21 protein-coding genes are annotated in these 23,292 nt (G+C 39.2%); 15 read left to right on the top strand and 6 right to left on the bottom strand.

Going from position 1 to position 23,292, the window contains the following annotated elements; genetic code table 11:
- Positions 1-93: 93 nt before the first annotated feature.
- From TZ91_RS03755 to TZ91_RS03740, 4 genes are all read left to right on the top strand, one after another.
- Positions 94-474, top strand: coding sequence for a PBECR3 domain-containing polyvalent protein (locus TZ91_RS03755; protein WP_033686988.1), 381 nt, complete (start codon positions 94-96; stop codon positions 472-474).
- A gap of 478 nt (positions 475-952) precedes the next feature.
- Complete coding sequence (locus TZ91_RS03750) at positions 953-3,082, top strand: Tex family protein (RefSeq protein WP_033686986.1); 2,130 nt, start codon at positions 953-955, stop codon at positions 3,080-3,082.
- Positions 3,069-3,518 (top strand): SprT family protein, encoded by a 450-nt coding sequence (locus tag TZ91_RS03745; protein ID WP_033686984.1) that lies wholly within the window; start codon positions 3,069-3,071, stop codon positions 3,516-3,518. Before TZ91_RS03750 ends, TZ91_RS03745 begins: the two co-directional genes overlap by 14 nt.
- A gap of 58 nt (positions 3,519-3,576) precedes the next feature.
- A complete protein-coding gene (locus TZ91_RS03740) occupies positions 3,577-3,849 on the top strand; it encodes a PspC domain-containing protein (protein WP_001085044.1) in 273 nt (90 codons plus the stop codon).
- A 103-nt stretch (positions 3,850-3,952) separates the two neighbouring features.
- Here the strand turns inward: TZ91_RS03740 and TZ91_RS03735 are convergent, their stop codons facing one another.
- Complete coding sequence (locus TZ91_RS03735; RefSeq protein ID WP_033686983.1) at positions 3,953-4,603, bottom strand: ABC transporter ATP-binding protein; 651 nt, start codon at positions 4,601-4,603, stop codon at positions 3,953-3,955.
- A 1-nt stretch (position 4,604) separates the two neighbouring features.
- Positions 4,605-6,599, bottom strand: coding sequence for a DUF1430 domain-containing protein (locus tag TZ91_RS03730; protein ID WP_033686982.1), 1,995 nt, complete (start codon positions 6,597-6,599; stop codon positions 4,605-4,607).
- 444 nt (positions 6,600-7,043) lie between these two features.
- Between TZ91_RS03730 and TZ91_RS03725 the strand changes: the two genes are divergently transcribed.
- Both TZ91_RS03725 and TZ91_RS03720 read left to right on the top strand, forming a co-directional pair.
- Entirely contained in the window at positions 7,044-7,802 is a 759-nt protein-coding gene (locus tag TZ91_RS03725; protein ID WP_000173372.1) for an ABC transporter ATP-binding protein, read from the top strand.
- Position 7,803: 1 nt separating this feature from the next.
- Positions 7,804-9,792: an ABC transporter permease gene (locus TZ91_RS03720; protein WP_033686981.1), complete on the top strand. Its 1,989-nt coding sequence runs from the start codon at positions 7,804-7,806 to the stop codon at positions 9,790-9,792.
- A 42-nt stretch (positions 9,793-9,834) separates the two neighbouring features.
- Here TZ91_RS03720 and TZ91_RS03715 read toward each other — a convergent pair whose 3' ends face one another.
- Positions 9,835-10,530 carry a VIT1/CCC1 transporter family protein gene (locus TZ91_RS03715; protein WP_045597092.1) on the bottom strand — a complete coding sequence of 232 codons (696 nt, stop codon included), beginning with the start codon at positions 10,528-10,530 and terminating at the stop codon, positions 9,835-9,837.
- A gap of 707 nt (positions 10,531-11,237) precedes the next feature.
- On the opposite strand from TZ91_RS03715, the gene TZ91_RS03710 reads away from it, so the two are divergent.
- The 8 genes from TZ91_RS03710 (at position 11,238) to TZ91_RS03675 (ending at position 19,677) form a co-directional block, all read left to right on the top strand.
- Entirely contained in the window at positions 11,238-12,698 is a 1,461-nt protein-coding gene (locus tag TZ91_RS03710) for an aminotransferase class I/II-fold pyridoxal phosphate-dependent enzyme (RefSeq protein ID WP_033686980.1), read from the top strand.
- Entirely contained in the window at positions 12,699-13,559 is an 861-nt protein-coding gene (speE, locus tag TZ91_RS03705; protein ID WP_000366713.1) for a polyamine aminopropyltransferase, read from the top strand.
- Positions 13,556-14,815: a saccharopine dehydrogenase family protein gene (locus TZ91_RS03700; RefSeq protein ID WP_033686979.1), complete on the top strand. Its 1,260-nt coding sequence runs from the start codon at positions 13,556-13,558 to the stop codon at positions 14,813-14,815. Before speE ends, TZ91_RS03700 begins: the two co-directional genes overlap by 4 nt.
- The gene (gene nspC, locus TZ91_RS03695) at positions 14,815-15,942 is read left to right on the top strand and encodes a carboxynorspermidine decarboxylase (RefSeq protein ID WP_033686978.1); all 1,128 of its coding nucleotides are present in this window, start codon (positions 14,815-14,817) and stop codon (positions 15,940-15,942) included. The genes TZ91_RS03700 and nspC overlap by 1 nt, the downstream gene beginning before the upstream one ends.
- Complete coding sequence (aguA, locus tag TZ91_RS03690) at positions 15,939-17,024, top strand: agmatine deiminase (protein WP_033686977.1); 1,086 nt, start codon at positions 15,939-15,941, stop codon at positions 17,022-17,024. Before nspC ends, aguA begins: the two co-directional genes overlap by 4 nt.
- Positions 17,025-17,033: 9 nt before the next feature.
- Positions 17,034-17,909, top strand: a complete 876-nt coding sequence (gene aguB / locus TZ91_RS03685; RefSeq protein WP_033686976.1) for an N-carbamoylputrescine amidase — start codon at positions 17,034-17,036, stop codon at positions 17,907-17,909.
- Between the two features lie 191 nt (positions 17,910-18,100).
- A complete protein-coding gene (locus tag TZ91_RS03680; protein WP_033686975.1) occupies positions 18,101-18,802 on the top strand; it encodes a response regulator transcription factor in 702 nt (233 codons plus the stop codon).
- Positions 18,799-19,677: a sensor histidine kinase gene (locus tag TZ91_RS03675; protein ID WP_033686974.1), complete on the top strand. Its 879-nt coding sequence runs from the start codon at positions 18,799-18,801 to the stop codon at positions 19,675-19,677. The genes TZ91_RS03680 and TZ91_RS03675 overlap by 4 nt, the downstream gene beginning before the upstream one ends.
- 40 nt (positions 19,678-19,717) lie before the next feature.
- On the opposite strand, the gene TZ91_RS03670 is transcribed toward TZ91_RS03675, so the two are convergent.
- The 3 genes from TZ91_RS03670 to TZ91_RS03660 form a co-directional block, all read right to left on the bottom strand.
- Complete coding sequence (locus TZ91_RS03670; RefSeq protein ID WP_023947647.1) at positions 19,718-20,470, bottom strand: ABC transporter permease; 753 nt, start codon at positions 20,468-20,470, stop codon at positions 19,718-19,720.
- A 10-nt stretch (positions 20,471-20,480) separates the two neighbouring features.
- On the bottom strand, positions 20,481-21,389 hold the full coding sequence (locus tag TZ91_RS03665) for an ABC transporter ATP-binding protein (protein ID WP_023947645.1): 909 nt from the start codon (positions 21,387-21,389) through the stop codon (positions 20,481-20,483).
- Positions 21,390-21,530: 141 nt separating this feature from the next.
- Entirely contained in the window at positions 21,531-22,340 is an 810-nt protein-coding gene (locus tag TZ91_RS03660; RefSeq protein WP_033686973.1) for an HAD family hydrolase, read from the bottom strand.
- 218 nt (positions 22,341-22,558) lie between these two features.
- Between TZ91_RS03660 and TZ91_RS03655 the strand changes: the two genes are divergently transcribed.
- Positions 22,559-23,230, top strand: a complete 672-nt coding sequence (locus TZ91_RS03655) for a CPBP family intramembrane glutamic endopeptidase (protein WP_033686971.1) — start codon at positions 22,559-22,561, stop codon at positions 23,228-23,230.
- Positions 23,231-23,292: the final 62 nt, after the last annotated feature.

The raw sequence follows: 23,292 nt of genomic DNA, 5'->3' as shown, positions 1-23,292 counted from the left end.
TTAAAATTGAGTATCTAATGAATAATAGAGCGTGATATATCCTAATATACACTATGATTGTGATATAATAATTGTGGAATAACGGAGGAAATGATGGAACATAAAAAGATCGGTCAGGTGACTGACGAAGTAAAAGAAATTTTTAATATTGTTCTTGAAGCTAGTGATATTAAAGTTAACAAAGAAGGTTTAAGAAGTCATATGTTGAAACGGCATCATAATGATGTGATTCATCATATCGAAGACCTGGAACTCATACTAAGGAACCCAGATTTCGTTGGGATCAATCCACGAGAGAAAGATGCTAGTTTTGAATATGTTAAAAGATTTGATGATAATGTTCTTGTTGCCATCAAGTTACATAAAAGTGGAGATTTCTTTTATGTTCCGACAATGTATCGTTTACAAGATTACAAGTTACAAAGTCGTATTAAGTCTGGTAGATTGAGAAAACTTGACAAAAAAAGTAGATAGTGCTAGAATAATATTAACGAAAGACATTTGAGGGCAGAAAGGTTCCTGCCGCACCTTGAAAAAGGTATCTGAGATGCTGGGTACACCGACCAGCCAAGTGTTCGTTATTTCAAAGGAGGGAGCTTAAATGCTCCTTTTTTGTTTAAAAATTTCAAAAAAGATTACACTCACCGCAGGCTCAGGCTTGCGGTTTTTTATTTCTCAAAAACACGCATTTTGGACGATTATAAACAGAAGTCTAAATCCTATTCTTCAAAAAAACGTTTTCTTGAAGAATAGAGTGGGAGAATAGTGGCGCATTATTGTCAAAAATAAAAACAGTGAAATTAATCACTAGTCCTTTTGTAAACTATTAGAATTAAATTGCAACCTTCTCAATGAATAGAATATTGAAATGAAGTAAATTTATTTCCCAACTTATGTTTTTAAATACTGTAAGAGCTAATTTGAAACGTATAGCTTGTGGTATAATAGATTCATGGATAAAAAATATGAAAAAATCTCCCAGGATTTGGGAGTGACGCTAAAGCAAATTGATACCGTTCTAAGTTTGACAGCTGAAGGGGCGACTATTCCCTTTATCGCGCGTTATCGCAAGGACATGACTGGTAGTCTGGATGAGGTGGCAATTAAGGCCATTATTGACTTGGATAAAAGTCTGACCAATCTCAACGACCGTAAGGAAGCTGTTTTAGCTAAGATTCAAGAGCAAGGCAAGCTGACCAAGGAGTTGGAAGAAGCTATCTTAGCTGCCGAAAAATTAGCAGACGTAGAAGAGCTCTATCTTCCATACAAGGAAAAGCGTCGGACCAAGGCAACCATTGCTCGTGAAGCCGGACTCTTCCCACTTGCTCGCTTGATTTTGCAGAATGTAGCTGATTTAGAAAAAGAGGCTGAAAAGTTTGTCTGTGAAGGATTTGCGACTGGTAAGGAAGCCTTGTCTGGTGCAGTTGATATCTTGGTCGAAGCCTTGTCGGAAGATGTGACCTTGCGTTCCATGACTTATCAGGAGGTACTGAGACACTCTAAACTCACTTCTCAAGTCAAGGATGAAAGTCTTGATGAAAAGCAGGTTTTTCAGATTTATTATGATTTTTCAGAGACGGTTGGAAATATGCAAGGCTATCGTACCTTAGCCCTCAATCGTGGGGAGAAGCTAGGTGTCTTGAAGGTCGGATTTGAACATGCAACGGACCGTATTCTTGCCTTCTTTGCTGCTCGTTTCAAGGTCAAAAATACCTATATAGATGAAGTTGTTCAACAGTCAGTTAAGAAAAAAGTCTTGCCTGCTATCGAGCGTCGTATTCGGACAGAACTAACTGAGAAAGCAGAAGAAGGAGCTATCCAACTCTTTTCTGACAATCTGCGCAATCTCCTCTTGGTTGCTCCGCTGAAAGGGCGCGTGGTTCTTGGATTTGACCCTGCCTTTCGTACAGGTGCCAAGCTAGCTGTCGTGGATGCAACAGGAAAAATGCTGACAACTCAGGTCATTTATCCTGTCAAACCAGCATCGGCTCGTCAAATCGAAGAATCCAAGAAAGATCTGGCAGACTTGATTGGTCAATACGATGTAGAGATTATTGCCATCGGTAATGGAACGGCCAGTCGTGAAAGTGAAGCTTTTGTGGCGGAAGTTCTTAAAGATTTTCCTGAGGTTAGTTATGTCATTGTAAATGAAAGTGGTGCTTCTGTCTATTCTGCTAGCGAACTTGCTCGTCAGGAGTTTCCAGACTTGACCGTTGAAAAACGCTCTGCCATTTCTATCGCCCGTCGTTTGCAAGATCCTCTTGCGGAATTGGTCAAAATCGATCCTAAGTCAATTGGTGTCGGTCAATACCAACACGATGTCAGCCAGAAGAAATTGTCTGAAAGTCTGGATTTTGTCGTGGATACCGTGGTGAACCAAGTCGGTGTTAATATTAATACGGCCAGCCCAGCTCTTCTTTCACACGTAGCTGGACTCAATAAAACCATTTCTGAAAATATCGTCAAATACCGTGAGGAAGAGGGAAAAATCACTTCACGCGCCCAAATCAAGAAAGTTCCTCGTCTGGGTGCTAAGGCTTTTGAACAGGCAGCTGGTTTCCTTCGTATCCCTGAAAGTAGCAACATCCTTGATAATACAGGAGTTCACCCAGAAAATTACGTTGCCGTTAAGGAACTCTTCAAACGTTTAGATATTAAAGACCTAAACGAAGAAGCCCAAGGCAAACTCAAGTCGCTTTCAGTCAAGGAAATGGCGCAAGAGCTAGACCTTGGACCAGAAACTCTTAAAGATATCATTGCAGACCTTCTCAAACCAGGTCGAGATTTCCGTGATTCCTTTGATGCACCTGTGCTTCGCCAAGATGTCCTAGACATCAAAGACTTAGTGGTTGGCCAGAAGCTAGAGGGTGTGGTGCGTAATGTAGTTGACTTTGGTGCCTTCGTTGACATTGGAATTCACGAAGACGGCTTGATTCACATTTCCCATATGAGTCGCAAATTTATCAAACATCCTAGCCAAGTAGTGTCAGTCGGAGATTTGGTAACGGTTTGGGTTAAGAAAATCGATACTGAACGTGAAAAAGTCAATCTGTCGCTCCTCGCTCCAAATGAAACTGACTGATTACGTTAAGCAGGTTTCACTAGAAGACTTCGGCAAACCTTTTATCCATCATGTTCAGTGGAATAGGCGTCTACGTTCGACAGGTGGGCGATTTTTCCCCAAAGATGGGCATTTGGATTTTAATCCCAAGGTTTATCAGGAACTCGGTCTGGATGTTTTTAGGAAAATTGTCCGCCATGAACTCTGTCATTATCACCTCTATTTTCAAGGGAAGGGCTATCAACACAAGGATCGGGATTTTAAGGAACTGTTGAAAGCAGTGGATGGATTACGCTTTGTGCCCTCCTTGACAAATAGCCACTCTAAACCACTCAAACTTTATCGTTGTCAATCCTGCCAGCAAAGGTATCATCGCAAGCGTAGGATTGATACCAAACGCTATCGCTGTGGACTTTGTCGAGGTAAATTGCTACTAATAAATCAGCCTGAGGACTGATGAAAGCCGAGCCTACCCGTGATATACTATGTCTAACCTAGCAGAAAGAGGAAAAATCATGAACAGTAAATTTTATAAAATGAGACGAAATCGCATGATTTCAGGAGTTCTGGCAGGTCTGTCAGATAAGTGGAACTTTGATGTTACCCTTGTTCGTTTCCTGTTTGCCATTTTTACAGTCGCAAACTTTGGCCTTGGCGTGATTATCTATATCATCCTAGCTTCTATCATGCCTACCAAGGAAGAAATTGAAGCAGAAATGTATGGAACAGGCCCACGCAAACGCAAAGAAGCCCAAGCCATTGACGATAATGAAGGCTGGTTTTGGTGAGGTTTAACAGGAAATATTTATTATTTGCACTATGTTACTTAAAAGAAGTAGCATAAATGATGAAAATCCCTTGTGGTTATTTAGCTACAAGGGATTTTGGTATTTAATTATAATCTGTTTCGTCTTTAGAAAGACGAATTACTTGATCAGCCATTTTCCAAATACTAGGACTGTGAGTTGCGATGATAATTGTTCTATTAGCATTACGAAGTTCAAGGAGAATTTCCATAATTTCCTTGGAATTTTTAGGGTCTAGTGAGGCGGTTGGTTCATCAGCTAGAATCAAAGGAGGATTTTTCAGGATAATTTTGGCAAGTGCTACACGTTGAGCTTCACCACCAGATAATTCATAGATTTTTTGGTTGAGACTTAGATAATCCAGTCTTACAGCTTGCAGTGCTTGAAGAAGAAGTCTCTCTTTTTCTTGTTTCTTGTTCTTTTTTTTACCAATCATTCCCAGCTCAAGGTTTTCTCGAATGGTCTGACTTTCTAATAGTCCAAAGTTCTGGAAGAGATAGCCAAGTTCGTTACGATAAAATTCCTCATTTTTTATTGAAGTCAAAGGATTTCCTTTGTAAAATATTTCCCCTTTATCGAAAGTCTCTAGTTTTGCTAGCATATTCAGCAAAGTGGTTTTGCCACAACCACTATCTCCTATCAATGCATACACCATACCACCTTGAAAATTAAGACTCAAGTCTGAAAAAATGACACGAGAACCAAATTGTTTCCAAATATGTTGTAATTCAATCATACTATCCTCCTTTGATAATGCTAGCATAAGTTTTACTTTCCTTTTTATCACAGATTTTCAATAGAGAAACAGCTGAACCTGAAAAACTGAGAAATAAAATCAGGGTAATCCAGATATTCTTAGAAATAATGAAAGCTAGACTACTTCCGACAAAGAGAGCTATTATTTGAGAAGTGATATATCTACAGTGTAATTCAAAGAAATAATAACCAGCTATTTTTTTCAAGAATATGGTTTTGCGAAAGGCTTCAAAATAGAGTAGATTTAAACTTGTAAACAGCAAAATTGAAGTCAAAATAGCAAATATAGCACTTGCTAAGTTACTAAAAATTTCGATTTTAATTTTTTGATTTAACTGGAGGTAGGTCTCTCTAGCAAAGGATAATCCTGAAATCATAGGATCAAGTTGATAGTACTTCAAAAGTTCTTGTGTTTGCTGTAAATCGTTAAAATAGAGATATTCTAGATTCGTAAACCAAAATATAGAAGAATCTTTTCCAAGTGCCTTAGGAGAAACTACGATAAAAATAGGGGTTGACAACCATTGATCATAAGAAATATGGGTAGTATTATAAATGAATACATCTTTTTTTTGATCAGTATAAGTTATACTAACTTCGACTCTATGCTTTGTATCACTATTGTATAATCGATTAGTTAAATCTTCTTGTATGTTTTGTTTTATTTGTTCCTCATTTTTCTTTTGTTCTTGAGGTAGTATTACAAGAACCTGTCCATCTTTTAGATTATTGATTTTTTTAAAGGTTTCTGATGTTAACTCTATACCTTCTTTTTTGAAGTAGTCAGGTGTTACATAGAGAATATTTTTCCCTTCCAAGTCATAGGGATTTTGTTCAGAATCATTATGAGTTGAAAGAGAATGTTTTATAGCTTGAATAGCGAGATTATGTTTGACTAGAAAGGCATTTCCATTTTCTAAAGAATATTGAATAAAGTCAAACCATTTATTAGCATTCATTTTGAGTTCATCTATATTTTTTCTTTGACTTGAACGACCTGTTTGAAGATTAACAATATTGGAGTGTTGTTTCCAAGTAGCTTGTCCAGCCTCATTTTTCATAAATATATGATGATCAATGGACAAGCGCCCAAATCCTACAATAACTAATAAGATAGACAGAGCTTGACCAAAGTAAAGAATACGTAAAATTGACTTAATTGGTAATTTTCCTTTAATGATAGAGATAAGATGAACTCTTTTTAAAGAAATAGTAAAAAGAAAAGCGATGAGAAGACTTAGCAAGAGAAGCAGGCTATTATAAAAAATAAATAGTATTACTAAAAAAGTCTGAATTTCATAAGGATAGCCTAGGTAAATTACTAAAACACTAGCTATTAGGAAAGCAGGCAAGCCGAAAAGAAGGATATCAAGTCCGTCTCTTATGATAGAACGAAAGAAGAGATTTCTGAGACGTTCTCCATTAATCAGTCTTATTCCTGATTGAGAGAGAGATTGAATCTGTCCGATAACAATAAGTGATAAAAAGGTTAATAAAAAAATGAAAAGACTAGTAAGTTGATTGGGTTGGGCAATGAGGGTCAATACGAAGGAGACTCTATTATTTTCAAATGTATTAACTTTTTCTAGTCCAAGTTGTTTAAGGTGAATAGCTAATTCTTGATTTGTTAGCGATCCACTGATAATATTGTAATTGTTGAGAAGATTACTTTTATTGATACTTTCTTGACTTGCTTGAGGCATCCAGTCTGGAAGTTTCCCATCTCCAAAAACTTCGTAGTAAGTTTGTGATTTTCCATCACTATCTACTTCCCAAATGGTTCTTGCGATAAGACTATTATGTTCTTTAGCAAGACTATTTAATTCTTCTTTAACGGTAGAATAATCTGCTTGACCGCTTAATACTGCTGCACCTGGGAACAGGATTTGTGGAAGAGAGTCTTTCCAAAAGGACAAAGCACCAATCAGAAAGAGTGCCAGAAGAAGATTGCTGATGAAGAGAAATATACGTTTCATAGGAACCTCTTTCTAAAAAAGAGGGAGATCAACCTCCCTCTTCATTGCAGTTATGCGAATTATAGCTTACTACTTTTTAAAGTAAGCACTAAAAAACTAAAGTTTTACAAGGTATCGAAGAAAGCCTTTTCACAATTATATTTTACTCCTTTTTTAAAAATAAAACAAGTGATTATAGGACTTCGTATAGTAGATATTTTCAAAAAACTCTCCAATCTTACAAAAATGTAAGATTAAAGTCTCTTTTGTAAGGTTAGGTTATGGCAAGCAGTCTTTTTTTGATGTAAACTAGACTCATAAAGAACAAAGGAGTAACATCATGAAACAAATCTTACATAAGAAAACTAGAAAACCAAGTCACAAAGAAATCGAGCGTGTTCAGCTGGGATGCGCTATGATGCAAGAGACATTTCATTTGATGGGATATTAAGAAAGGAGATTCTCATGACACTTTTAGATGTAAAACACGTTCAAAAAATTTATAAAACTCGTTTTCAGGGCAACCAAGTAGAAGCTCTCAAGGATATTCACTTTACCGTCGAAAAGGGTGACTACGTTGCCATCATGGGTGAGTCTGGTTCTGGTAAATCAACTCTTCTCAATATCCTAGCTATGCTGGATAAACCAACTCGTGGTCAGGTTTATCTGAATGGAACTGATACAGCAACCATTAAAAATTCACAGGCTTCTAGCTTCCGTCGTGAAAAGCTGGGCTTTGTCTTCCAAGACTTTAACTTGCTAGATACTCTCTCTGTAAAGGATAATATCTTGCTTCCGCTTGTCTTGTCAAGAAGACCCATTACGGAGATGATGAAGAAATTGGTGGTGACAGCTGAGAATCTAGGTATCAACCAATTGCAAGAGAAGTACCCTTACGAGATTTCTGGTGGTCAGAAACAGCGTGTAGCAGTAGCCCGCGCCATCATCACAGAACCTGAAATTCTCCTTGCGGATGAGCCAACAGGAGCCCTTGATTCCAAGTCATCTGCAGCCTTACTTGATGTCTTTGATGAAATCAATGAGCGCGGCCAAACCATTCTTATGGTAACCCACTCAACAGCAGCAGCTAGCAGAGCTAAACGTGTACTCTTTATCAAAGACGGCATTCTTTACAACCAAATCTACCGTGGAGAGAAGACAGAACGTCAGATGTTCCAAGAAATTTCTGATACCTTGACTGTCATGGCAAGCGAGGTGAATTAGTATGTTTCGATTAACCAATAAGTTAGCGGTATCGAACTTGATTAAAAACCGCAAACTCTACTATCCTTTTGCGCTGGCTGTTCTTTTGGCAGTCACTGTCACCTATCTCTTTTACTCTCTAACCTTCAATCCCAAGATTGCTGAAATCCGTGGAGGAACAACCATTCAGGCTACACTTGGATTTGGTATGTTTGTCGTCACCCTTGCGTCAGCTATTATCGTCCTTTACGCCAATAGTTTTGTTATGAAAAACCGGTCCAAGGAACTGGGAATTTATGGCATGTTGGGCTTGGAGAAGCGTCATCTTATCAGTATGACCTTTAAGGAGTTAGTGCTATTTGGGATTCTAACTGTTGGAGCGGGTATCGGTATTGGAGCCTTGTTTGACAAGTTGATTTTCGCTTTCTTGCTCAAGCTAATGAAATTGAAGGTTGAACTGGTCGCTACCTTTCAAATGAATGTTGTCATTGCAGTACTTGTTGTCTTTGGTTTGATTTTCCTAGGCCTCATGTTCCTGAATGCCCTTCGAATCGCCCGTATGAATGCTCTCCAGCTTTCTCGTGAAAAAGCTAGTGGTGAGAAAAAAGGACGTTTCCTTCCTCTCCAAACTATTCTTGGTGCGATTAGTTTAGGTATTGGTTATTATCTTGCGCTTACTGTAAAAGATCCTCTTACAGCCCTAACAATCTTCTTCTTAGCTGTTTTGCTGGTTATCTTTGGTACCTATCTATTGTTTAATGCAGGAATTACCGTTTTCCTTCAAATCTTAAAGAAAAACAAGAAATACTATTACCAACCAAATAATCTTATCTCTGTTTCCAACTTGATTTTCCGTATGAAGAAAAATGCGGTTGGACTAGCAACTATCGCTATTTTATCAACAATGGTTTTGGTAACCATGTCAGCCGCGACAAGCATTTTCAATGCTTCAGAATCCTTTAAAAAAGTGATGAATCCGCATGACTTTGGCATTACTGGACAAAATGTTGAAAAAGAAGATTTGGACAAACTCTTGAGCCAGTTTGCAAGTGACAAAGGTTATAGTGTCAAAGAGAAAGAAGTGCTTCGTTACAGTAACTTTGGTATTGCAAATCAAGAAGGAACCAAGTTAACCATTTTTGAAAGGGGACAAAATCGTGTCCAACCTAAAACAGTCTTCATGGTATTTGACCAAAAAGACTATGAAAATATGACTGGTCAGAAGCTTTCTCTATCAGGCAATGAGGTCGGCCTCTTCGCTAAGAATGATGGACTGAAAGGACAGAAAGCTCTAACTCTAAATAACCATCAATTTTCTGTAAAAGAAGAATTTAATACAGATTTTATTGTGAACCATGTCCCAAATCAGTTTAATATTTTTACTACTGATTACAATTACCTTGTTGTACCTGATTTACAAGCATTTTTAGATCAATTTCCAGATTCGGCTATCTATAATCAGCTTTACGGTGGTATAAATGTAAATATCAGTGAAGAAGAACAACTCAAAGTCGCTGAAGAATATGAAAAATACTTACAAAAGTTTAATGCTCAATTAAACACTGAAGGTAGCTATGTGTATGGTAGCAATCTAGCAGATGCTAGTGCTCAAATGAGTGCCCTCTTTGGTGGTGTCTTCTTTATCGGTATTTTCCTATCCATTATCTTTATGGTCGGAACCGTTCTGGTCATCTATTACAAACAAATTTCTGAAGGCTATGAAGACCGTGAGCGCTTTATTATCTTGCAGAAAGTCGGTTTAGATCAAAAGCAAATCAAGCAAACCATCAACAAACAGGTTTTAACTGTTTTCTTCCTTCCTTTGCTTTTTGCCTTCATACATCTAGCCTTTGCCTACCATATGCTTAGTCTGATTTTAAAAGTGATTGGTGTAATAGATACGAATATGATGTTGATTGTGACCTTGTCTATCTGCGCTATCTTCCTCATCGCCTATGTGCTGATTTTCATGATTACTTCTAGAAGCTATCGCAAGATTGTACAAATGTAAAAAAAAGATACCTCGACTTCAAAATCGAGGTGTTTTTTTGTTCTAAATGCTGAAAAGTTGTCCGAGCAGGAAGGTAACTCCCATGGTCAAGAGACCAATAGCAAGGTTCCGAATCATAGCTGTTTTGGTTGGAGCCTTTCCAAGTTTGGCACTAGTGTAGCCAGTGAGAAGAAGGGCTACACCGACAATAAGGACAGTAGCAGGGATGCGATATTCACTTGGGAAAATGGTAATTGAAAGCATGGGTGGTAAGCTACCAAGGAAAAAAGAAATAAAGCTAGAGATAGCAGCATGCCAAGGATTGGTAAACTCTTCATACTCAATCCCATATTTTTCCTCTACCAAAGCCTTGAGCGGGTTTTTAAGAAAGGCCTTGTTGGTGAGAAGTTGGGCTGATGTTTCACACTCGCCATTTTGAATATAGGCAGCGTAGAGAGACTTTTTAGCTAGCTCCATATCTTGGTCTAGCAAGACTTGCTCACGCACAACGGCTGCTTCCTCGGTATCTTTTTGAGTTGAAACGGATACATATTCTCCACCAGCCATTGAAAAGGCACCTGCCAAAATAGCTGCAAATCCTGATAAAAAGATAATCCAGATATTACTGGTAGCACTGGCCACCCCGATAACCACACCAGCGATGGAAATAATTCCATCATTAGCACCAAGAACACCAGCACGCAGGATATTTAAACGACCTGCAAAATTTGAATCAATTTCGTGATTTGTTTCTGACATATTATTCTCCTTTTTATCCAGTATAAAGGAAAAATATAAGGAAATCAATCTTTTAAAAGTATCTGAAAAAAGTTGCACGATTTTAATGATATAAAAATGTCGACATCTTCTCTGATAGAACAAACATCGAATGTAAAGAGTATTGAATAGCATAAAAATTTTAAATTAAATACGATAAACATTTTGTTCACTTTATAATCGTTTACAAGAGAATAATGAGTATTAAATCAAATAAAATCCAAATATTTTGCGAACTTTTTTATATTTTTTTCGTAAAAGGCTTTACAAGTTCTTGGAAACATGATATAGTAATGAGGCTTAGAAAATGAGATGATGTTTTCTAGCAAATATAAACCCGAGTAAAAAATGCCTACGGACAGGCAGGGTTGAATGCCGAAGCGTGGTTGAAAAACCACATTATTGATAGGGTTAAAAGCCTACTTTTATAAGTTGATGTTAGGACACTTGTCCTAATTCATAAATTTTTAGTGTGGTGAAAGCACACGTCATCTTGTGAAACGATCAATAAAGTACGTAATATTTGCTACTAGAGAGTTAGGAAACATCGGGAACAGACATACTCAACAGAAACAAACATAAAAACGTCAGAAGATTGCAGAGCAGGTGAAATCCTGCTCTTTTTTCATGAGTAAACCTTTAGTTCCTTAGTTTTCATAAGGTTCTAAAAATATGGAAAGGAGTATGTCTTGAAGGAGTTAGATCAAAATCAAGCCCCAATTTATGAGGCCTTGGTGAAGTTACGCAAGAAAAGGATTGTTCCCTTTGATGTTCCAGGTCACAAGCGTGGACGGGGAAATCCAGAACTTGTAGAACTCTTAGGTGAAAAATGTGTAGGCATTGATGTTAATTCGATGAAACCCTTGGATAATCTTGGTCACCCCATTTCGATTATTCGGGATGCAGAGGAGCTGGCTGCAGATGCTTTTGGAGCTAGTCATGCTTTTCTAATGATAGGAGGAACAACCTCATCGGTGCAGACCATGATTCTTTCCACCTGCAAGGCTGGAGATAAGATTATTCTGCCACGTAATGTCCACAAATCTGCTATTAATGCGTTGGTTCTATGTGGTGCCATTCCCATCTATATCGAGATGAGTGTGAACCCTAAAATTGGTATCGCTTTAGGTCTTGAAAATGACCGAGTAGCACAGGCAATAAAGGACCATCCAGATGCCAAGGCCATTTTGATTAACAATCCTACTTACTATGGAATCTGTTCAGACCTAAGGGGATTGATAAAAATGGCTCATGAAGCTGGTATGATGGTTTTGGTAGATGAGGCCCACGGAGCGCATTTGCATTTTACAGATAAACTTCCAATTTCTGCTATGGATGCAGGTGCTGATATGGCAGCAGTTTCCATGCATAAGTCTGGTGGGAGTTTGACCCAAAGTTCGCTTCTTTTAATCGGGGAGCAGATGAATCCTGAATACGTTCGTCAGATCATCAACCTGACCCAGTCAACATCCGCCTCTTATTTGTTGATGGCTAGTCTGGATATTTCACGTCGTAATCTAGCCCTTCGTGGTAGAGATTCGTTTGAGAAGGTCATTGAGATGTCTGAGTATGCTCGTCGTGAAATTAATGCTATCGGTGGCTACTATGCCTACTCAAAAGAGTTAATAGATGGTGTGTCGGTCTGTGATTTTGATGTAACCAAGCTGTCGGTTTACACTCAGGGTATTGGTTTAACAGGTATCGAGGTTTATGACCTCTTACGAGACGAATACGACATTCAGATTGAGTTTGGTGATATTGGCAATATCTTGGCCTATATTTCGATTGGTGACCGCATCCAAGACATCGAGCGCTTGGTCGGTGCTTTGGCTGATATCAAGAGACTATACTCACGAGATGGGAAGGACTTGATAGCTGGAGAATATATCCAGCCCGAGTTGATCCTTTCTCCTCAGGAAGCCTTCTATTCAGAGAGAAAAAGTTTGTCTTTAGACGAATCTGTTGGACAGATCTGTGGGGAATTTGTCATGTGCTATCCTCCAGGGATTCCTATCTTGGCTCCTGGTGAACGCATTACACGAGAAATTGTCGATTATATCCAATTTGCCAAGGAACGTGGTTGTTCCCTCCAAGGGACGGAAGATCCTGAGGTCAATCACATTAACGTCATTAAGGGAAAGGAGAACTAGATGGATTTATGGTTTTCTGAAGTTCATACTCCAGATGTGAAATTGTCCCTGAGAACAGCCAAACAACTCTACGCTGGTAAAAGTGAATGGCAGGATATCGAAGTCTTGGATACGCCAGCTTTTGGAAAGATTTTAATTTTAAATGGGCATGTTTTGTTCTCAGATGCGGATGATTTTGTCTACAATGAAATGACCGTCCACGTTCCCATGGCTGTCCACCCAAATCCCAAGAAAGTATTGGTTATTGGGGGTGGTGATGGCGGTGTCGCCCAAGTATTAACCCTCTATCCTGAGCTGGAACAAATCGATATTGTGGAACCGGATGAGATGTTGGTTGAAGTCTGTCGTGAGTATTTTCCAGACTTTGCTGCGGGGCTAGATGATCCTCGTGTCACAATTTACTACCAAAATGGGCTACGCTTTTTGCGAAACTGCGAAGATGATTACGATATCATTATCAACGATGCGACAGATCCATTTGGTCATACGGAAGGGCTCTTTACCAAGGAATTTTACGGTAACAGTTACAGAGCCTTGAAAGAAGACGGTATCATGATTTACCAGCATGGGAGTCCCTTCTTTGACGAGGATGAGTCGGCTTGCCGAAGCATGCACCGCAAGGTCAATCAAGCCTTTCCAATCAGTCGGGTATATCAAGCCCATATCCCAACCAGCCCTGCTGGTTATTGGTTGTTTGGATTTGCTTCGAAAAAATACCACCCTGTCAAAGATTTTGACAAGGAAGGCTGGAAAAAACGCCAGCTTTTCACAGAATACTACACTGCAAACTTACATGTGGGGGCCTTCATGTTGCCTAAGTATGTAGAAGACATTTTAGAAGAAGAGGAAGGAAAAAAATGAGTCGTTTATTAGTTATTGGATGTGGGGGCGTTGCCCAAGTTGCTATTTCAAAGATTTGTCAAGATAGCGAAACCTTTACAGAGATTATGATTGCCAGCCGTACTAAGTCAAAATGTGATGACTTGAAATCGAAGCTAGAAGGCAAAACAAGTACAAAAATTGAGACAGCTGCTCTTGATGCTGACAAGGTTGAAGAAGTGATTGCCCTGATTGAAAGCTATAAACCAGAAGCTGTTTTGAACGTAGCTTTACCATATCAAGATTTAACCATTATGGACGCTTGTTTGGCAACAGGTGTTCACTATATCGATACAGCCAACTACGAAGCAGAAGACACAGAAGACCCTGAATGGCGTGCCATCTATGAGAAACGTTGTAAGGAACTTGGTTTTACAGCCTACTTTGACTACTCATGGCAATGGGCTTATCAGGAGAAATTCAAAGAGGCAGGCTTGACTGCTCTGCTTGGATCTGGTTTTGACCCAGGTGTGACTAGTGTCTTTTCTGCCTATGCTCTCAAACACTATTTTGATGAAATCCACTATATCGACATTTTAGACTGTAATGGTGGTGACCACGGTTATCCATTTGCAACAAATTTTAATCCAGAAATCAATCTACGCGAGGTTTCTGCGCCAGGTTCTTACTGGGAAGATGGAAAATGGGTCGAAGTCGAAGCAGTGTCTATCAAACGCGAGTACGATTTCCCTCAAGTTGGACAAAAAGACATGTATCTCCTTCACCATGAAGAAATCGAATCATTGGCCAAGAACATTCCAGGTGTCAAACGCATTCGTTTCTTTATGACTTTTGGTCAATCATACTTGACGCACATGAAATGTCTTGAAAATGTTGGACTCCTTCGTACGGATACCATTAACTTTAACGGCCAAGAAATTGTTCCAATTCAATTTTTGAAAGCCTTGCTTCCAGATCCTGCTAGCCTTGGCCCACGTACTGTAGGTAAAACCAATATTGGATGTATCTTTACAGGTGTAAAAGATGGCGTTGAAAAGACCATCTACATCTACAATGTTTGCGACCATCAGGAATGTTACGCAGAAGTTGGTTCACAAGCAATTTCTTACACGACAGGAGTTCCAGCCATGATTGGGACAAAATTGGTTATGAACGGTACTTGGAAACAAGCTGGAGTTTACAATCTTGAAGAGTTGGATCCAGATCCATTCATGGAAGCATTGAATAAGTATGGTTTGCCTTGGGTTGTGGTTGAGAATCCACAAATGGTGGACTGATGAAGCTAGAACAAGTACCAACACCAGCTTATGTTATTGACTTGGCCAAGTTAGAAGCCAATTGCCGCATTCTACACTATGTACAAGAAGAGGCCGGCTGCAAGATTTTACTTGCCCAGAAGGCATATTCCCTCTACAAAACCTATCCCTTGATTAGCCAGTATCTATCTGGAACAACTGCAAGTGGTCTCTATGAAGCTAAGCTCGCTAGAGAAGAGTTCCCGGGGGAAGTTCATGTTTTTGCGCCAGCTTTCAAGGATGCAGACTTGGAGGAATTGCTGGAGATAACAGACCATATCGTCTTTAACTCAGAGAGACAGTTGCGTAAACATGGGGCCCGTTGTCGGGATGCTGGTGTCAGTGTTGGTTTACGTCTCAATCCTCAGTGTTCAACACAGGGTGACCATGCGCTCTATAACCCTTGTGCACCTGGCTCCCGTTTTGGAGTCACTCTAGACAAGATTCCTAGTGATTTGCTGGATTTGGTTGACGGACTTCATTTTCATACCCTTTGCGAGCAGGGAGCAGATGATTTACAGACAACTTTGAAAGCAGTAGAAGCGCAATTTGGTTCGTACTTACATGAGGTCAAATGGCTCAATATGGGGGGCGGACACCATATCACAAGAGAAGGTTACGATGTGGATTTGCTGATTTCAGAAATCAAGCGTATCCGAGAAACTTACAATCTTGAAATCTATATCGAGCCTGGTGAAGCCATTGCGCTCAATGCAGGTTATCTAGCGACTGAAGTATTGGATATTGTCGAAAACGGTATGGAAATCTTGGTTTTAGATGCCTCTGCGACCTGCCATATGCCTGACGTACTTGAGATGCCCTATCGTCCACCTTTGAGAAATGGCTTTGAGGCACAGGAAAAAGCCCATACCTATAGACTTTCTTCTAATACCTGTCTGACGGGCGATGTGATTGGTGATTACAGCTTTGAAAATCCAGTTCAAATCGGAGACAGACTTTATTTTGAAGATATGGCCATTTATTCCTTTGTCAAAAATAATACCTTTAATGGTATTGGATTGCCAAGTCTCTATCTCATGGACGAGCAGGGAGACTGTAGTTTAGTCAAAGCCTTCGGCTATCAAGACTTTAAAGGGAGATTATCATGAAGGAAAGTCCCAAAAAATTAGGCTATCGCATGCCAGCAGAGTACGAACCTCATCATGGTACCCTCATGATATGGCCGACTCGACCAGGTTCATGGCCCTTTCAAGGAAAGGCTACCAAAAGAGCTTTCAGCCAGATTATTAAGACCATAGCAGAAGGGGAAAGAGTCTATCTTTTGGTGGACCAAGACTACTTAGCTGAAGCCCAAGACTACCTTGAAGATAGCGTTGTTTATTTAGACATTCCCACCAATGATGCCTGGGCGCGTGATACTGGCCCAACCATTCTCCTTAATGATAAAAGGGAAAAGTTGGCAGTAGACTGGTCTTTCAATGCTTGGGGTGGTGCTGTTGATGGTCTTTATCAAGATTATGAAGATGATAACCAAGTAGCCAGTCGTTTTGCTGAGGCCTTGGAAATGCCTGTTTATGATGCTAAACCTTTTGTCCTAGAAGGCGGAGCGATACATAGCGATGGTCAAGGAACCATTCTCGTGACTGAAAGTTGCTTGCTTAGCCCTGGTCGCAATCCTCATCTGACTAAAGAGGAAATTGAGAATACCTTATTAGAGTGCCTTGGAGCTGAAAAAGTTATCTGGCTTCCTTATGGTATTTATCAGGACGAAACCAATGAACACGTTGACAATGTTGCTGCCTTTGTTGGTCCTGCTGAGCTTGTTTTGGCTTGGACAGACGACAAAAGCGATCCTCAATATGCCATGTCAGCAGCTGATTTAGCGCTTTTAGAAAAGGAAACAGATGCAAAAGGTCGTCAGTTCACCATTCATAAACTTCCAATTCCAGCTCTTCATCAAGTTGTAACCAAAGAGGATTTACCAGGCTACATCTATGAAGAAGGAGAAGAAGAGCGATACGCAGGTGAAAGGCTTGCTGCTTCCTATGTCAATTTCTATATTGCTAACAAGGCAGTCTTGGTTCCCCAGTTTCAAGATAAAAACGACCAAGTATCCTTAGATATCCTCAGTAAGTGTTTCCCAGAGCGTAAAGTAGTCGGAATACCAGCCAGAGATATTCTCTTAGGTGGTGGCAATATCCACTGTATCACCCAACAAATCCCAGAATAGGAGAAAAAGATGAGAAATGTAAAAGTTGCAGCCATTCAGATGCAATGCGCTAAGGATGTCGCAACAAATATCCAAACCGCAGAGCGTTTAGTACGTCAGGCTGCAGAACAAGGCGCACAAATTGTTCTCTTGCCTGAGTTATTTGAACGTCCCTATTTCTGTCAGGAACGTCAGTATGACTACTACCAGCATGCCCAATCTGTAGCAGAAAATACTGCCATTCAGCATTTTAAAACCATTGCAAAGGAGCTAAAGGTCGTTTTACCAATCAGTTTCTATGAAAAAGATGGCAATGTCTTGTATAACTCTATTGCAGTTATTGATGCTGATGGGAAAGTGCTGGGTGTTTATCGGAAGACCCACATACCAGATGACCATTATTATCAAGAAAAATTTTATTTCACACCTGGTAACACTGGTTTCAAGGTATGGGACACTCGATATGCTAAGATTGGGATCGGTATCTGTTGGGATCAATGGTTCCCTGAAACAGCTCGTTGTCTCGCATTGAATGGTGCTGAATTACTCTTTTATCCTACAGCTATCGGTTCAGAACCTATCTTGGATACAGATAGTTGTGGTCATTGGCAACGTACCATGCAAGGACACGCAGCAGCAAATATTGTTCCAGTTATTTCAGCCAATCGTTATGGATTAGAGGAAGTCACTCCAAGTGAGGAAAATGGTGGACAGAGTTCCAGTCTTGATTTCTACGGTTCCTCCTTTATGACGGATGAAACAGGAGCTATTCTAGAGCAAGCTGAAAGACAAGATGAAGCTGTTCTGTTAGCTACTTATGACCTAGACAAGGGAGCAAGTGAACGCCTAAACTGGGGCTTGTTTCGAGATAGAAGACCCAAAATGTATCAACGAATTACGGACTAGTAGGGGAGAAATGAGAGATTTATTCTGCTAGACTAACTTCTTATTTGCAACTATAAGGATACTATGTTGTCTAGTAAGTGGATTTTATATTTTAACCCTCTAAGGCTTTCTCGCGCTTTTATGCGAGGAGCTTTTCTGTTTAAGCTTTATCAATAAAACATGCTATAATAGTTGCAGAAAGGTTGGTATTTATGGCTAGGATATTGGTCATTGAAGACAATAGTGACATTCAAGAGATTTTACGAACACTACTTACCGAGGAGCATGAGGTGATTCAAGCCTTTTCTGGTACAGAAGGAATCATGCTTTTTGACCAAGGTTGGATTGACCTCGTTTTGCTAGATATCATGCTTCCTGGGAAAAATGGGGATCAGGTTTTAAAAGCCATCAGGGAACAAAGTCAAATTCCAGTCATTATGCTAACGGCTTTGAGCGATAAGAAGTTAATCAGTCAATATCTCTTGGACGGTGCCAATGATTACATAGTGAAACCTTTTGATTTGGACGAAGTCTTTGCCAGAGTTACTGTTCAATTACGTCAAAGCGTAGAAAAACAGCCTGCGGAAATTGTAAAAACTGAAAATCTATCACAAAACTTAAAAAATATCCAGTTTGATGCAGAAAGTTTTGAAATCAAAAATAGTCAGGAAACGATTCGTCTTGCCAAGAAAGAATGCTTAATTCTCCAAACTCTCCTTAAACACCCTAAGAAAATTTTTACAAAAGAAGAACTTTATGAATTGGTCTGGGAGGAGAGCTATCTACCCGGAGATAATACCCTCAATACGCATTTGAGTAATCTTCGTAAAAAATTAAACCAGCTTGACCCAAATCAAGAATATATTGAAACCATCTGGGGAGTTGGGGTAAGATTAAAAGGAGACAAGCAATGACCTACATGATAATTTTTGTCCTACTAGTACTCCTAATTATTTTATCGATTGCATTGATTCGCTACCATCTAGCACTTAAAAACTTGAGTCAACAGATTGAAGACAAGATTCTCACAGGTAGTATGAAAAGAGTCGGAGTCAGCGTTTTTTCCAAACATTTTTTACATCTCTACCAGCAAATTGAAAATCTATTTCTGGAAGTAGAGCAATCTCGACTGGTTATGAAAAGGGAAAAGCAGACTCTGGATATGGCCATCAGCAATATCGCCCATGATATTCGGACACCTCTGACTATCGCTTCAGGCTACACCCAACAATTGATAAAATCTCCTGAAAACAAAGCAGAAACCTTACAAAAAATAGCCCAGCATCTTGATTTAGTTTCTAAACGTTTGGAGGCTCTTCTAGAATATCGTCGTTTGATGGAAGGGGCTGTCAAACCGAAACTGGAAGAAGTGGATCTTTCAGCTTTTATCACCAAAAAGACTCTGGCTTATTATGATGTTTTTCAGGCGGCAAATATCACGCTTGATTTTCAGGTTGAAGCTGGTCTGAAAATGAGGACTGATGAAGACTTACTGGATCGAATTTTACAAAATCTGCTTGGAAATGTTCTCAAGCATGGCAAGGAAGAAGCACGTCTATCTTTAAGAAAGAAAAAGGAACAGCTTGTCTTAGAGATTGCAAACCTTGTCAAACAACCCATCAAAAGAATAGAAAATCTCAGCAACCGTTTTTATTCTGAAAATCTATCAGACACGGAAGAATCCTCTGGTTTAGGACTTTATATCACTGAGGAATTATGCCATCTTCTTGGTGCAGAGATGAAACTAAGCACAGATGGGCAATGGTTGTCGGTTTTCATTTACTTTTAAAGAAATAAACCTCCTCTGTAGGCTAGAGGAGGTTGTTTTATTATAGACTTTTCTTTTTGAAAACTGCCAGTCCACTTAGATTAAAGATTACAATAACAGCTAAGCTAACTATAAGTGTGTAGAGAATTGACTCACTATTAGCAGTCATAGCATAGGTAAATTGCAAGGACAAATATGGTAAAATTTTGATATTTGGAAAAATGAGCATTGGCATAGAAAGTAAGATAGAGCTGACAAAATAACCAATAAATACTGCAAGATAAGAATGACTCACATAGAGAATAAAGGAAACAATGGAAAGCCAAGCAAGGAGGCAAAATAATTGAAGGAAAATGGTTATCAGTAGATTTCCAATAAAGCCATCAGGCATAGTTCCAAATCCATTTAAGATAGTTGCTGGAATAAAGGCAATCACAAGACAGATGATGACTTGCAAAAGTGCAATACAAGTCAATACAAAGGCTTTGGCAAGGAAAAACTCGGTACGAGAAACACCCACTGTTAAATTATTTTTATAGAGTTTGCCGATTAAATCAACTCCAAGAACGAGGCAGGCTAGGATGATGCAGAGAAAAACGAGGTTTGAGCCTTGACTAGATGCGTTGATTAGGGCTTGTACACCATTCCAACCTTGGGTTGGAATTTCTGGTTCTTCTGTCTGGATTGCCATCAAATGACCCGTAGCTCCTATACTTGCACCCATTAGCATGAGAGCAAAGAGAATGAACTCTGTAATCCAGAATCCTTTGGAACGGAAAAGACGGTAAAAGTCTGCTTGAATGGTATGTATCATGATTTTCCTCCTATTCGACCAATTGAGTGAAGTATTCTTCTAGGTTTTGACGGGCATAGTAAATCTCGTCAATGGCAACATCTGCCAAGGTTAATTCCTTGAGAATCTGTTTGACATCTTGTTCCTGACCAAAAATGTGGATTTCATTCTCAGGATTAACAACCTTGAACTGGAGCTGGATTTGTTCTTTCAATACTTGGCAAGCTTTCTCTTTGTCAGCTGTCTTAAGCACAATATAATCCTCACTTAGTGTTTCAAATTCGGCTTTGCTGATTTCACGGATAATCTTGCCTTGATCTAAAATACCAAAGCGATTGGCAAGGAGGTAGAGTTCTGACAAGATATGGCTAGAGATGAGAATGGTGATCCCTTTTTCTTGATTGAGCCGTTGAATCATTAGTCGAAATTCTTTGATACCGATTGGGTCTAGACCGTTGATAGGTTCATCTAAGATCAGGAAGTCTGGTTTGGATAGGAGGGCAATGGCGATACCAAGTCTTTGTTTCATTCCTAGCGAGAAATCACGAAAGACTTTTTTACCTGTATCTGGCAAACCTACATAGTCCAGGGTTTCACGAATGACTTGATCAGCATTTGGAATATGGCGAATCATACAGTAATATTTCAGATTTTGATAGGCTGTTAAGTGATTATGAGCTACAGGTGATTCGATCACTGAACCTACTCGAGATAGAGCCTTGGTCCACTCATTTTCCGATTGACTAGAAAAGAGGGAAACAGTTCCTTTATCCGCAAAAAGTAGTTGCGTAATGATTTTTATCAAGGTTGTTTTCCCCGCTCCATTCTTCCCGATAAGTCCATAAATATCTCCCTCTCTTATCGTTAGATGAAGATCCTGAAGAATAGCTTGTTTGTCAAAGTTTTTGGACAATCCATGAATGTCAAGTACTGTTTTCATGATTCTCTCCTTTTGATTTATTTTGTTAACTTTAGTATAAAGCATAGAAATCAAAGAAAGCTCAAGGATTTCTAAAGAGTTTCTAAAGTTTTAGGAATTCTTAAATATCAAAACCCAGTTGACATGAACTGGGCTTCTTAATTATAAAATATATTTCTCAATGGCACGCGCAACGCCGTCTTCTTCGTTACTTGCTGTAACAGCATCCGCAAGAGATTTGACATAATCGCTGGCATTTCCCATTGCAATCCCAAGGCCTGCAAACTGGAGCATTTCGATATCGTTATTGGCATCGCCCATGGCCATGATTTCTGAGGAATCAATCTTCAAAATATCTGCTAGTCGAGAAAGAGCAGTAGCCTTTGTCGTTCCAAGTGGCATGGCTTCATAGATAACAGGCTGCGAACGAACACCACTAAATCGTTGGCAAAGCTCCTCAGCAAAACGCTGCTCAAAATCGTCTGTCTGGCTCTCTGTTCCTAAAAACATACCTTGGAACATCCGGTACTTACCACTAGTCGCTTCCTCAAGAGAAATTTCAGTCAGGTCTGAAAAGACTAGCTTAGCATCATTTTGAATGATTTCATTTGGCTTACCTCCGAGGACAAAATAATGTTCCTCATCAAAAAGAGTCAACTGAACATCACTTTTTTCAGCTAAGTCATAGAGGTATTCAATGTCAGATGGACTGAGTTCCTGCCAGTCAACTAGCCCCCAGTCACTAGTCTGGTGAGTTGAACAACCGTTGTTAACAATGACATACTCATTCTGGAGGTCGAGTCCTAATTTTTGATAGTAGGGGAGGACGCCGAAAAGGGGGCGACCTGTACAAAGTACCAGTTTGACACCTTTTTCAATAGCTTGGTGAATAGCAGTAATGTGAGCTTGTGGGATTTCCTTGGCTTCATTGAGGAGGGTTCCGTCCATATCCAAGGCTAGTAGTTTAATCATAAGTCTTCCTTCTTTATCTTTTGGTATTATTATAGCATATTCTAGGAAATAAAATGGTAAAAGGAACGAGACTAATTGATTTTACAGTTTAAGATGGTTTGATGACAATTCATGATTTGAAGAGGATATATTGCAAAGATATGTTATACTAAACTTATTATACAGTTAAGTAAACCATTATATTCAATAAACTAGTCCAGTAAAACAGAGGGTTTAATATGAAAAAACGGATTATTCAGATTTTACTAGCATTGTCCTTAATTTTTTACAAATCAACTTGGTTTTGGAGGCTTTTCAATCATCTCGCAAAATCCTATCTACCAGCAAGTCGTGAATTTTTTCAGATTCTGCTTTTGCTGGAAAGTGGTGTTCTTTTGTCAGCAGTCATCTATCTACTAGTTTTTGCAGGAAAGAAGACTTTTCATTTCAAGTGGCAGCCGAGGTACTTTATCTACCTTTTACTGGGCTACATCATTTTGTATTTGTCTGACTTCCTCTTGTCTTATTTCATACCCTCGTCCTCAAATCAAATTTCTTTGAATGAAACGATAGAAATGATGGGGAGACAGGAATTACCCTATTTCTTGCTCATAGTTTGCTTCATCGGCCCTATTGCTGAGGAATTGATTTATCGCGGTGTGCTTATGACAACCTTTTTCAAAAACTCGCCTTGGTACGGAGATGTCTTGCTTTCTGCTATTATTTTCGGTTATATTCATATCAATTTCGCTTTAACACCTCTTGCCTTTTTCATTTATGCTAGTGGAGGTCTTATTTTGGCTATATTGTATCGCATGACTAAAAATCTCTACTATCCAATAGTGGTTCATATCCTCATCAATATTACAGCCTTCTGGAACTTGTGGTTACTCCTATTTTCAGGAAGTTAGCTTACTAAAACAATGTCGGAATTTTCCGGCATTTTCTTTTCAATAGATGAACAAGAACTGAT

The organism is Streptococcus mitis (assembly GCF_000960025.1).
GTDB lineage: Bacteria > Bacillota > Bacilli > Lactobacillales > Streptococcaceae > Streptococcus > Streptococcus mitis_DH.
This window is presented reverse-complemented; position numbering and strand designations above follow the sequence as displayed.